Origin of the sequence: Shewanella sp. GXUN23E, assembly GCF_050865035.1 — a bacterium.
Lineage (GTDB): Bacteria > Pseudomonadota > Gammaproteobacteria > Enterobacterales > Shewanellaceae > Shewanella.
In genome coordinates this window covers 49,537-62,638 of the sequence record NZ_JBOZWP010000018.1, presented here as the reverse complement: position 1 = coordinate 62,638, position 13,102 = coordinate 49,537, and the positions used below count along the sequence as shown (strand labels likewise).

Annotated in this window: 9 protein-coding genes and 2 pseudogenes; 9 read left to right on the top strand and 2 right to left on the bottom strand. The window is 51.2% G+C overall.

The annotated features are described in order from the left end of the window. Position 1: 1 nt before the first annotated feature. Positions 2–1,336 carry a hemolysin family protein gene (locus tag ACRRUX_RS15085; protein WP_432531794.1) on the bottom strand — a complete coding sequence of 445 codons (1,335 nt, stop codon included), beginning with the start codon at positions 1,334–1,336 and terminating at the stop codon, positions 2–4. A gap of 448 nt (positions 1,337–1,784) precedes the next feature. Here ACRRUX_RS15085 and ACRRUX_RS15080 point away from each other — a divergent pair, with 448 nt between their 5' ends. The 7 genes and pseudogenes from ACRRUX_RS15080 (at position 1,785) to ung (ending at position 9,858) form a co-directional block, all read left to right on the top strand. Continuing rightward, positions 1,785–2,615, top strand: coding sequence for a diguanylate cyclase domain-containing protein (locus tag ACRRUX_RS15080; RefSeq protein ID WP_432531792.1), 831 nt, complete (start codon positions 1,785–1,787; stop codon positions 2,613–2,615). Between the two features lie 36 nt (positions 2,616–2,651). After that, positions 2,652–3,314, top strand: a pseudogene (locus ACRRUX_RS15075) (magnesium chelatase domain-containing protein); the annotation flags it as partial. A 37-nt stretch (positions 3,315–3,351) separates the two neighbouring features. Beyond that, positions 3,352–3,771, top strand: coding sequence for a thermonuclease family protein (locus ACRRUX_RS15070; RefSeq protein ID WP_432531790.1), 420 nt, complete (start codon positions 3,352–3,354; stop codon positions 3,769–3,771). Positions 3,772–3,863: 92 nt separating this feature from the next. Then, the gene (locus ACRRUX_RS15065; protein ID WP_432531788.1) at positions 3,864–5,459 is read left to right on the top strand and encodes a recombinase family protein; all 1,596 of its coding nucleotides are present in this window, start codon (positions 3,864–3,866) and stop codon (positions 5,457–5,459) included. A 1,000-nt stretch (positions 5,460–6,459) separates the two neighbouring features. After that, positions 6,460–7,029 (top strand): recombinase family protein, encoded by a 570-nt coding sequence (locus tag ACRRUX_RS15060; protein WP_432531786.1) that lies wholly within the window; start codon positions 6,460–6,462, stop codon positions 7,027–7,029. Positions 7,030–8,244: 1,215 nt separating this feature from the next. Then, positions 8,245–9,129, top strand: a pseudogene (locus ACRRUX_RS15055) (YifB family Mg chelatase-like AAA ATPase); the annotation flags it as partial. 69 nt (positions 9,130–9,198) lie between these two features. After that, complete coding sequence (ung, locus tag ACRRUX_RS15050) at positions 9,199–9,858, top strand: uracil-DNA glycosylase (protein ID WP_432531784.1); 660 nt, start codon at positions 9,199–9,201, stop codon at positions 9,856–9,858. Between the two features lie 41 nt (positions 9,859–9,899). Here the strand turns inward: ung and ACRRUX_RS15045 are convergent, their stop codons facing one another. Then, positions 9,900–11,111 carry an HD-GYP domain-containing protein gene (locus tag ACRRUX_RS15045; RefSeq protein ID WP_432531782.1) on the bottom strand — a complete coding sequence of 404 codons (1,212 nt, stop codon included), beginning with the start codon at positions 11,109–11,111 and terminating at the stop codon, positions 9,900–9,902. 366 nt (positions 11,112–11,477) lie between these two features. On the opposite strand from ACRRUX_RS15045, the gene ACRRUX_RS15040 reads away from it, so the two are divergent. Further along, entirely contained in the window at positions 11,478–12,164 is a 687-nt protein-coding gene (locus ACRRUX_RS15040) for a DUF969 domain-containing protein (protein ID WP_432531780.1), read from the top strand. Continuing rightward, a complete protein-coding gene (locus tag ACRRUX_RS15035; protein ID WP_432531778.1) occupies positions 12,164–13,069 on the top strand; it encodes a DUF979 domain-containing protein in 906 nt (301 codons plus the stop codon). The genes ACRRUX_RS15040 and ACRRUX_RS15035 overlap by 1 nt, the downstream gene beginning before the upstream one ends. Positions 13,070–13,102: the final 33 nt, after the last annotated feature.

Below are 13,102 nucleotides of genomic sequence, written 5' to 3'. Positions count from 1 at the left end.
ATCAGAGTGTCTCATCCTTATCCGGCAGTGCTGACTGCAACTTGTCCGTCGGTTCTACCCGGGTCACCAACAGCTGATCAACCCGGAAAGAGTCGATGTCGACCACTTCAAACTTGTAGCCACCGTACACCACAAAATCGGTGCGTTTGGGGATTTTACGCAGCATGTACATTACGAAGCCGGCCACAGTTTCGTAATTCTCGCTGTAGGGAAACTCTTCAATATCGAACGCACGCATCACATCAGTGATTGGCGTTACACCATCAACCAGCCAGGAGTTGTTGTCACGGGCAACAATCTGCTCTTCCACATCATGCAGTGCCCAGGTGCCCATTACCGCACTTTGCAAATCATTACTGGTGACTATCCCCACCACCAGCGCGTACTCGTTCATCACCACGCCAAAATCGGCTCTGTGTTTCTTGAAGTACTCCATGGCTTCGGCCAGATTCAGAGTATCCGGAATAATCGGGCAGGAGTGCAGTACGCTGGAATCACTCAAATTCAGCTTCTTGCCGTTGATCAATTTGATCAGCAACTCTTTGGAATCCACAAAGCCCTTGATGTTTTCCAGCTGACCATCGCACACCAGAAACTTGGAGTGAGGATCTTCACCGATCTTGCGTTTGATATCCTCTTCGGTATCAGTGGTGAAAAAATACACAAGACTTTCCCGTGAGGTCATGGCGGCAGTGACCGGAATGGACTGCATCTCAAATACATTTTCGATCATCTGCTGCTCGCCGCGATCCAGCACCCCGGCTTCAGCACCGGCATCCATCACCGCATAAATATCGTCGGTGGTGATGTCATCGTTGCGTACAGTCGGCACGCTGAGCAGATTCATAATACCGTCGGCCAGCTTATTGAACAGCCACACCACAGGTTTGAGTACGGCAATACAAATCTGCATCGGCCCCACCAGCACCACAGCCACTTTTTCAGGGATCGCCATGGCGATGCGCTTGGGCATAAGATCGGCGATCAGAATAAACAGACTGGTTACCATGGCAAACGACAGCAAAAAGCTGACCTTATCCAGATAAGGCGCAGGCAGAACGCCCACCAGCAGCTCTTTGAAATAAGGCGTGAACGAGGACTCGCCCACAATACCACCGAGGATCGCCACGGCATTCAAACCAATTTGCACCACGGTAAAGAAGCTGCCTGGATGCTCCTGCAGCTGCAGTACCTTTCCGGCGCGCAGATCCCCCTCTTCCAGCGACTGACGCAGTCGCATTTTACGTGCGGCTGCGAGGGAGATCTCTGACATGGAGAAGAAGCAACTGACACTAATTAAACAGAATATAATCAATAAGTTTTCAAATAAGCCCATAAAGCACCTTGGAGCACGCTCCGGCAGAGAAACATGCGTTAAATTGGGAGAGCAGGTTTGAAACCTCAAGTCCAAACAGGAAATCGTGAGGAGCAAATAAGAGATTGAGTGCGGCTTAAGCCAGGCGTAAAAGGGACGTCACTTATATTCCCTGCATAGGGCTTAAGCACCTCTCCCTGAAGTTGAACAGCAAATCTGCTGCGCACATTATATACCCAGGCCCGCCGGATTGGCGAGGCCAGCGTCACACCCGCAGCCACGGTATGACCACTGCCACACAATTGACATCAGCAAAATGCAGTCGGTTACAACGCATTACCCGGTTAGCACTGCGGTTACGGCTTACGCAGCAATTCCCATCCTGACCCAGTCTCAGTTTCCAGTGGTTTCCAAAGTTGGCATTTTTCACCCTTGACTATACTTAGTGCAAACCACTTGGCGAAAGCATATGGAAATACTGGCAATCATCATAGTTTGTGTCGGTTTGACCGGCCTGCTGAGCGCTTTGTCTCCGGCGTTTCAAATCATTCACATGTCTGACTACCAGCACAATGGCTGGTTGGTGCTGGCCAGTATGATTCTGCTGTTTGTGCTCGGTTATATCGGCTTTGTATGGGTACTGGCCAGCAAGACGGTTAACTCGGTCGACATGGTGGTGTCAGCCATATTCTGTGGTGGCGGAGGCTTTGTTTACATCATCACCCGCATGAGCCGCCAGACCATAGGCGATCTGAAAAAGGTTGCCGAACAAAAACACTTTATGGCCTATCACGATTCCCTGACCGGACTGCCCAACCGACTCAGCCTTTACGAACAATTGGACGATCTGGCCAGTCAGCCTGAGGCCAACTTTTGTTTTATGCTGGTCGATGTCGACAACTTCAAGCCCATCAACGATACCTACGGTCATGATCATGGTGACATGGTGCTGCAAACCATCGCCAGACGATTGCAGAACACGATTCCGGCCAGCGCTCTGGCAGCCAGGATAGGTGGCGATGAGCTGGCGATTTTACTGCCTCAAAGTAACCTTGACGAAGCAATGGATGTTGCCAGACAGATCAAGGATAAGTTGGCGCAGCCGTTCAATTGCGGCCGTTTTCAGGAATCGGTTGAGGCCAGTATTGGTATCGCGGTCTTTCCCCAGGATGGCAAAGACAGGGAAAGCCTGATGGTATCAGCCGATATCGCCATGTATCAGGCAAAACGCAGCACCTGCAGCTTTCAGGTATATCACCCTGACATGGAACAGCCGCAGGTCGTTAACTATCACGACTGACTCCAAGACCATACTTAACTCAAAAGGAATTGATTTATGGCGATGGCCTGCGTCATGACCCGTGCGCTCAGTGGCGTTGACGCGCTGGCAGTCACAGTAGAAGTCCACCTGAGCAACGGCCTGCCTGCGTTTAATTTGGTCGGATTACCTGAGACCTCAGTCAAGGAATCACGGGAGCGGGTGCGCAGCGCTATCATCAATTCCGGTTTTGAATTTCCCATGCGTCGTATCACGGTCAATCTGGCGCCCGCGGAGCTCCCCAAACAGGGCGGACGCTACGATCTGCCCATCGCCATAGGCATCCTGGCAGCATCGGGGCAACTCCCACCACAAGCACTTAAAGATACCGAGTTTGCCGGAGAGCTGGCACTGTCTGGCGAAGTCAGGGAATGCCCCGGCATGCTGCCCATGATCATTCAGGCGCAACTGGCAGATCGCATGCTTATCCTGCCGGCGGGCAACCGGCCAGAAGCCGAACTGGTGGGCTATCACAAGGTCAGGTTTGCCACGCATCTGCAGCAGTTGAGTGCTGCCCTGCATGGTCAGCAGGAGTTCCCCGGGCTGACATCACAAACCGACTGGCTCGCACCGGCAACACCACAATCCAGCCATTGTATGAGTGAAGTCATAGGCCAGTATCAAGCCAAACAGGCATTGGAAATTGCTGCCGCCGGTTGCCATAATTTGCTCAAGTTAGGACGATACAGCCAACAACAGTTGCGTCCTATGTAAACCAATGACTTACAAATCACTCTTACTCACCATAACCATCACTTTCAGCCCTCTTGTAGCTGCTGACTCAGTGCCTGTGTCTCAAGTTATATCTATCCATGATGGCGATACATTCAATGCCAACATAGCTGAATGGCCTCCCATAGTTGGGCTTAACATTCCTGTCAGGATTCGAGGCATAGACACACCTGAACTTAGAGGCAAATGCCAGAAGGAAAAGGAGCTAGCCAGAGCAGCCAAACAGTTCACTGTTTCTCAACTCAGAGCAGCCAAACAGATTGAACTTAAAGACATATCCAGAGGTAAGTACTTCAGGCTCATAGCAAGCGTATACGTGGACGGAAAGAGCCTTGGAGACATACTCCTACAGCAGAAGCTTGCAGTCCCATACAGCGGCTCGAAGAAGCCCAACTGGTGTGATTAGCAGTCACTGAAAGCATTTAAGACGCAACTACAGTGTTTACCCTAAGCCGTGTCCAACAAAGGCACTGCTTGTCTTACTTTCAGGTAGTAGTAATGGCACCAATCAAACCCAAGACCAAAGCAATTAGTTATATCCGTTTCTCAACCCCTAAGCAGGCCAAAGGCGACAGCTACAGACGACAGATTGAAGCTGCACGCGTCTACTGCGCTCAGAACAACTTAGAGCTAGACGAAAGCATCCTTTTTGACGCTGGAGTGTCTGCATTCAAAGGTAAGAATGCCTGCGAGGGCGCATTGTCTGAGTTTATTAAAGGAGTTGAACGTGGTGACATACCTAACAATGTGACGCTTATTGTAGAGTCACTAGACAGGCTTTCGAGGATGGAAGTGAGCAAAGCTCTACAGCTTTTCCTGAACATCCTGAACCTTGGAGTAACCATCGTTACGCTTATCGACAAGTCGGTATTCAAGGAAGGGGCAGATATGGTTCAGCTCATGATGTCATTGTGCTCAATGCAAAGGGCTTATGATGAATCCAAAACCAAGAGTGTCAGGCTATCGGCTTCATGGAAAAGGAAAAAGCAGGAAGCCTATAACGGTGGAATTGTCACTCTCACAATCCCCCACTGGCTTAAAGTCGTCACCGATGAGAACGGAAAGCGCTGCTTCGAGGTGATAGAAGAACGTGCAGACAGGGTACGGAAAGCCTTTGAGCTTCTGGCTAGCGGTCTAGGACGTACTGCCACTGTACGCATTCTGAATGAGCAAGGTGTCTTAGCCCCATCAGGTAAGCCTTGGGCTAGGACTACTCTTGCAAGGCTAATCACCTGTGGTGCACCAATTGGACACTACCAGCCACATGTTGGAAACGCTTCAAACAGAGTACCTGTCGGTGAACTCATTACAGACTATTACCCATCAATCGTTGATGAAGACACGTATTGGGCTGTTCGTGGCCGCACAAAAGCGCTTAAAGGCAGCAATGCAGTACGCAAGCAGAAGCTCAACAACCTGTTCAGCAAGATAGCTAAATGCGCTTGCTGTGGCGCTAACATGCGCTATTCAGACAAAGGGACAAAAGCTAATGAGGTTTATCTTTGTTGTGCCAATCGTATTGATGGAAGGAACTGCAAGCTCCCCTACATGCAATACCAGCAAATCGAGATTGTCGCCCTTACTGTCTTAGCTCACTCCGGTCAGACGCTTATTGCCCCTGAGCGCAGTCATTCAATGAACGAGATTGAGAGCAAGAAGGGACAGCTTTATGAAGTTCAAGCACAGCTAGACAGGGTTACAGACGCAATCACTTCCATTGGACTTGATGAACGGCTAGCAGCCAAGCTTCAGGAATTAAGGCAGCAAGAAGCAGAGCTGAAAGAGTGGATTAAAGATGCTGAGACGCTTCCTAAGCCTATGTCGCCAGACAAACAGGTTGAGCTACTAGCTAAGGATTCAGGCCAGCTAGAGACGCGCCAAGACCTTTATCGGATGTTCCTGTCTACCAGCCTGGACTTACGTGTCGGGGAAGACTTCATTGTCATCAATGGCGTGAAGGTTACTCGCAGGTTCGACAAGGGAATGTGGTACTGGAGGTCTGAAACAGGACTTCATATTGGCTTCGAGATGGAAGGCTATGAACGACGTATGGCTGGCCTAAAGTCCCAACAGCAGCCTAAGTCCCGCCCTTAAGGGTTGCATGACGCATTGCTACGTGAAATCTGTGAGATAGCGAGGGGAGTTATCCGTCAGATTTCACAGCCCTTCCCTTTTTTCAACCATACATCATGGACATTTAGCGCCATCATCACGCACGATAATTTTATTTAGCTTTATTCACAACTTTACCCAAAGCAATGATGCTATTGGCTCTGAGGGTTACAAGGTACTTACCCACAGCAATTATCCTCATTTTATCCACAGGATGTCACCTGAATTGCAACTTGCAAATCCCTAAAAACCTCATCACACTGGTAGACAAGTTGGTGATTTTAAAGCCAATGAAAAAGGAGGAGCCCATCTGGACACCTCCCTCTGTACCACTAACGTAGCTCAGACACTAGAAACCAACTGCCTGTGCGTTGTAACGAATCAATATCATCCGCCAAGAAGACTCGACTCGTCATAACTGTAGCAGTTAAGCAGGGGATATCACAAGTGTTATGACCTGAGACTGCTGTATGAGATATACCAACAAGCTGTCTATGTCTTCCCCTCTTTGGGACAGACTTAGATGTAGGCGCACGCTTATCAAAGCAAAGCCTTTATTGGCAAAGCTATGCTGGTCAGTGCTCCGCTACACATTTGTAAGTGAGGTTTATTCAACGCTTTCAGAAATGTACGAGTTTGTACGTTCGCTGAAAGACTGATTGAAGGTAAGCCAACAAAGGGGGGCATCATGCTCCCTTTTAATACTGCCCAAAGTTTTTACTCAAAAAATTCTGAGACGATATATATAACTAATCACTCAGCCCATTACCCCCATAGCCCCCACCAAGAACCACCAGCCAAGCCCAAAGCCACCACCAACAGCCAACACATAAAGCCCTGCTTCATTCCCTTCCTGTCTATCGCAAAGGTATACCCTTACGAACAACCGAAAATATTCTTCCGTAAACTTGTTGACCAACCTATTCGGAAGGATTACCGTATAACCACTTATCCGGAAGGACTGGACAGTTAGGCAGTTGATATGCAATACATTTACGGGCGAGTTAGTACACAAGACCAGAACGTTGACCAACAGGTAGCACTGCTGCAAGGCCAAGCAGGTTGGCAAGACGCAGTCATCTTTAAGGAGAAGGCTTCAGGTAAGTCCGTCGCTGGCCGTGAGCAGTTCGCAAAGCTCAGGGACACAGTGAAGACGGGTGACTCTGTTTTGGTGCAGTCTGTAAGCCGCTTAGGGCGTTGCACTTCAGACGTCTCTGAGTTTGTTCAGGAGATGAGGGAGCTTGGTGTATCTGTCTTTGTGTATGACTTGGGGATGCTGGACGTCTGCTCACCTAACGGGAAGATGCTTCTGGTCATCTTGGCTAGCGTTGCTGAGATGCAGCGTGAAGAGATACTGGAGAAGCAGAAGGTCGGCATTAAGCGTGCTCAAGCTGAAGGTAAGTTCAAGGGCAAGCAGCAATCCCCGAAGACAGTGCAGGCGTGCCAAAAGGCGCTTGAGTATGTCGAGAAGGGGTTAACAAAAGAGGCTGCGGCTAAAGCTGTTGGAATTGGTGTCACTACCCTTTATCGGTTCATTGGCGGCTATAAGTAATCCTTACAACAAAATGTGGAAGATGCGTACGCCCAAAGCAAACACTTAAACTGTACGGTGTACGCCCTCCTGCCTTTTTAGGACGCATCAAAGGGCTTCTTTTTTTAGGACGCATCTAATGGGTTACAGCTCAACTCCAAGCACCAAGCTTTCTAATTGGACGCATCAATAGAAGCCATGAGAAAAACTTTAAGATAAAGCTATTAGCCTTACCTACAGCCTCCGACTTAAAGCCAGCTATCAGCCCTACCATGACAGTGAATAATCATCACTAGCCACTAACTCAAAGCCAAGCTTCAAGCCATACCACAAGCTCACCAGCCACCAGCAAGCTCGCAGTCATCATCCAGAGACAAGTATTTAAGACGCATCACAGGAAGAGCCATGAGGAAAGCTATATACTTAAAGCTATAGCTATTAGCCTTACTCAAAGCTCAGTTGTAATAGTGAATAACTATACCCAGTCTTAGCTAGAAGCCTGTCTATGGCAGTTGCTGAAAGCTCAATGATGATTATGGTTATTGGTGTCTTAGCCATGCTTCAAGCCCTCTACTAACGTCCCTGAAAGCTCATGTATGATTGTGTATAACAATCCCTAGCCAATAGTCCTTAGTCCTTCAGAGCGCTTCCTGAAAGCTCACTACGCCTCAGACAACTTGAGCCTCGCAGTCATCATCTGGTGTGTCTCCAAGCACAGCGAATTGCCATGACTTAGGCGCTAGCCTGTCCATACAAACAACAGCGCCTCTTAGTCAAACTCTCCAAACCATGCAAGCCCCCCGAGAGCCATCCTAAGCGCTTATCCCACCTCCATGAGCATCCGTATGCCGAGCACTGAGTTATTGTCCTAAAATTGCTTACAGGAGCTTATGGCAGCATTCTTACAGTCAAAGCTAAGTAACATTGCAGAGACTCCCGCCACCAGCAGTAAGACAACGGATTGTCTGCTGTCTGCAACGCTTTGGATTTTGCTTTGAGGATTTTCAGAAAGCTCGCGCACGCGTTTGTTCTATGGTTTGTTATATATGGTTTGTTAGCTTATGGTTTTCGTAGTACCCAGAGCCTAAAAATCGAAGTACCCACAGCTAAATCTAGAAGCACCTACTTTCGATATTGAAGTACCAAAAGCCTACTCTTCAGCCCCACCTCAACACCCCCAAACAACATGTCTACCCAAAGGCCAAAACTTAGCCATACCGTAGACGGCACTATTGACATAACATGCTGTTTTTGGGCCCCCCTGGCACCGGCAAAACCATGTTGGCCAGCCGGATAATGGGGCTGTTGCCTCCGCTGAATTATCAAGAAGCGCTGGAGGTTGCGGCTATTCACTCAGTGGCAGGGCTGAACCCTCAACCTCAGCACTTTTACCAGCGCCCATTCAGGGCGCCTCACCACACTTCATCCTCCATTTCACTGGTCGGTGGCGGTACCATTCCCAAACCGGGAGAAATTTCACTGGCTCACAAGGGCGTGCTGTTTCTGGATGAGTTGACAGAGTTCCCACGTAAAGTACTGGACTGTCTGCGTGAACCGCTGGAAACCGGAGAGGTGGTCATCTCCCGGGCGGCCGCCAAACTCACCTTTGCCAGTGACTTTCAGCTGATCGCAGCCATGAATCCCAGCCCCTGCGGAGATGCAGGCCCCCAAAGCCGGGCAACGCCCGAGCAGATCAGCCGCTATCTTTCCCGTCTTTCCGGGCCATTTTTGGACAGGTTTGATCTCAGTATTGACGTGCCGAGGTTGCCTGCCGGGACCTTGAGTGAAGCCCAGCAACCCGGCGAAACGACTACCAGTATCCGGGCCCGGGTTCTGGCAGCCAGAGACAAGCAGCTGGCCCGTGCCGGCATGCTCAATTGCGATCTGGCTGGCAAACACCTGGCTCAGACGACCGGAATTAGCCAGCAGGATTTGCGTTTTCTGGAGCAAAGTGTGGAACGTCTTGGTCTGTCGGTTCGCAGTTTTCATCGATTGCAACGGGTCGCCCGCACCATTGCCGACCTTGATGGGGACGCCCGGGTGGAGCGCCGGCATCTGGCACGGGCTCTGGGATTTAGAGCCATGGACAGACTACTCGCCAGTCTGGCTCAAAACCGCTGATCCCTGACCATCGACATCAGTGCCGATTCCACATAGTATTTTGTCTGTTTAATCAACAGAGAACGCGCTATGACAAGCTGGACAGATCTGCTGTCGGATGAGAAACATCAGCCCTACTTTACCGATACGCTGAAATATGTAGCCCAGCGCCGGGCACAGGGCGTGACTGTGTATCCCCCCAAAGAAGAGGTGTTCAGCGCCTTCAGTGCCACGCCATTTGACCGTCTCAGAGTAGTGATTCTCGGCCAGGATCCCTACCACGGCCCGGGCCAGGCACACGGATTGTGTTTTTCGGTAAAATACGGCATTCAGCCGCCACCATCACTTATCAATATCTATCAGGAACTGCTGGCCGATATCCCGGGATTTCAGCCCCCCAGACACGGTTGCCTGCAGGGGTGGGCAGAGCAGGGTGTACTGCTGCTCAATACGGTACTGACAGTGGAGGCCGGGCAGGCGCATTCACACAAGCATCTGGGATGGGAGCGTTTTACCGACCGGGTTATTCAACAGATAAACCAGCATGCTCAGGGCGTGATTTTCCTGTTATGGGGCTCGCACGCCCAAAGAAAAGGTGAGGCCATCAACCCTCAACGGCATATCGTCCTGAGCGCCCCGCATCCGTCACCACTGTCGGCGCACCGGGGATTTTTTGGCTGCAGGCATTTCTCCAGCGTTAACCGGATCCTGACTGAGCGGGGAGATATGCCCATCAACTGGCAGCCCTGAGCGTTATCGCTCAGGTATCCAATGCAGCATCAAGCCGCGACTCAGAAGAAGGCGCTGGGGTCGAACGTCAGTGAGCCGGCGGAAATGCCCCGCTCAATCTCCAGCGGTGAACGCTGCAGATCCACAAAACTCACTTCCGTATAATGCTGCTGCTTCAGTGAGTAGAAACATTTCACCACAGGCTGGCGGACTTCCCGGCCACAGGCATCCCAGACTATTCCCACCCGGCCATCAGTCAGCTGCACCAAAGAACCAACCGGATATACCCCGACACAGCGGATAAACTCATAGACCAGTTGCTGATCCAGCTGATCCGGTGTCATCCCCAACAACACTTTAAACGCCGCCGCCGGGCTCATGGCCTCTTTGTAACAACGGTCAGCCGTGAGTGCATCATAGATATCGCAGATATTACTGATGCGTCCGTGCAGTGGAATCGCATCGCCGGCCAGTCCGCATGGATAGCCGCTGCCATCGAGCTTTTCATGGTGCATCAAACACACCTCCTTGCTCACCGGATGCAACTGTGTCGAGTTGGCCAGCGCATCCATGGCGAAAGCCTGATGCTGTTTGATTTGCTCATATTCCTGTGGCGTCAGTCTGCCCGGTTTATGCAGTATCCTGTTATCGATTCTGATTTTGCCAATGTCATGCAGAATCCCCCCTACCGCCAATTGCCTCAGGGTAGTTGCAGGCAGATCCAGATGACGTCCAAAGGTGACCAGCAGCACGGCAACATTCACCGAATGCTCCAGCAGGTAGGCATCTTTGCTGCGCAGTGCCGAGACATACTGCAGGGCATCAGTATCCAGCATCACAGATTCAATGATTTTGTCCGCCAGCACCTCAACCGGGGCAACTTCGATGGCTTTGCCCTCAAACACCTCTCCCAGTACTTTGCGGATCATCCCCTTGGCTTCTGTCACCAGATGCCGGGCTTTCTTCTGTCGGCACAGTAACGTCTGTCGCCGGGTGGAATTGGGAGCCTTCAACCCCTGCTGCGCCACTCTGTGCAAAGAGCGACTGCCCGCCTGATTATTCAACCCACTTCCCGGCAGGGATTTGTTGGCATCTACCCACACAAACTTGATATTACTTCGCTTAAGACGGGAGATGGCTTCGCGGCGTCTGAGCAGGCCTGCGGTCACCACGGTCAATACTTTGGATTGATCCACGTCTGTCACATACATCCCCAGTGCCAACCGGGAAACCGGCACCTTAATTAATTGTGATGATGCGGTGCTGGCAGTCATGCCAATCTCCAACTGATGACGTCAAAAATTCCGCAGCCTTCGTCCTGTGACGAACCTGCATTCCGGCCATTATTGTACGGTTCATCCTTCCTGCTGACATAGAACTGAGTGTAACTTTGTGTCTCACACCACAAAGCTGACATCAGCGGACAAAGATGCAACAGCTGTAACCGGTATTTATCGTTTAATAATCACTCACTGCAGCAAAGTTAATAAGTTGCACACAAAACATCATGATATTCCCCGCTTGTCGGCTGACGGCCCAATATTCAGTATTTTGTTCTGAATACTCTGCAATTCCTCCTTGAATCCCCTTGTCTTCACATGCTATTCAGCAAGACTAAATTAACTGACACTGACATACCTATGATCGATTTATGGCCCCTTATCGGCGTCGTCATTATTACCCTGGGTCTGGCACTGCGACTCAACACCCTGCTGGTGATCCTCACAGCAGGTGTGGTGACCGGACTGGTGGCGCAGATCAGCCCAATGGAGATCCTTTCCATCCTCGGCGAGTCATTCACCAACAACCGTTATATGTCGCTGTTCATTCTGGTGCTGCCCATGATTGGCGTGCTGGAACGTTTCGGCCTGCGTGAACGGGCTGAGCAATTGATCGGCGCCATCAAAAATGCCTCTGCCGCACGCGTGCTGATGAGCTACCTGCTGCTGCGCAAAATCACCAATGCCATGGGACTGAATCTGGGTGGTCACCCTTCGATGATCCGCCCACTGGTCGCCCCCATGGCAGAAGCTGCCGCGGAAAAAGGCCGCCAGCCACTGACTGACGATGAGCGCCAACGGGTCAAAGCCCTGTCGGCCGCCAGTGAGAACTTTGGCAACTTCTTCAGTCAGTTACTCTTTATTGGCACAGGCGGACTGCTGCTGATCAAAGGGGTACTGGATGACAATGGTTTTGCGGTCAAACTGGAAGACATGTACCTGTGGGCACTGCCCAGTGCCATCGGCTCCCTGATGATTTTTGGCCTGTTTGCCTGGCGCGCCGACCGCCGTTTGAAACGCGCCGCCACACAGCAGGAACAGAAATAATGCTGGAATACATTTATCAGGCCACCGGCCTGCTGCTTATTGCCTTTGCGCTGCAGACTTTCGCTGACAGGCACAACACCAAACGTCTGGGTACCGGGCTGTTCTGGCTGATCTATGGCCTGTCATTCTGCCTTGGGCCGTTCGTCCCTCACTGGCTGACCGGCCTGATGGTGCTGGCGCTGACGCTGCTGGCCGCCGGTGGTTTCATGGGCACAGGTCAGTATGGCCAGAGCACAGCCGAGTTTCGCAAAACCAGTGCCGAGTCATTGAAGAACAAACTGTTTATCCCCGCTGTGGTGGTGCCGGTTGGGACCATCGCCTGGAGCGTATTGACAGGTCAGAGCGCACTGATCGGCCTGGGGCTGAGCTCACTGCTGGCGCTGGCTGTGGCACTGTGGCTCACCAAAGGTCAGGCCAAACAGAGCCTGCATGAAGGCCGCAGGCTGATTGATGCCATCGGCTGGGCAGCGATTCTGTCGCAGTTTCTGGCTGCGCTGGGATTCCTGTTCAGTCAGGCGGGCGTGGGTGAAACCGTGTCGCAAATCGTTAAAGTGATCGTACCTGACAACAACCTGATGGCCTATGTGATGGCCTACACCCTGGGGATGGCAATCTTTACCATCGTCATGGGTAACGCCTTTGCCGCCTTTGCGGTGATCACTGCAGGTGTCGGCATTCCGCTGCTGATGGTAGATCAGGGCGGTAATCCGGCGATTATCGGCGTGCTGGGCATGTTGTCCGGTTACTGCGGCACCCTGATGACCCCTATGGCCGCCAACTTCAATATGGTGCCTGCGGCGCTGCTGGAACTGAAGAACAAAAACCAGGTCATTTACACTCAGGTCGCGCCCGGCCTGTGTATGCTGGCACTGAATACGGCTCTGATGTATTTCCTGGCCTTTTGAGGGCGATTTTGAGGACTGTTTTAAGGACTATAA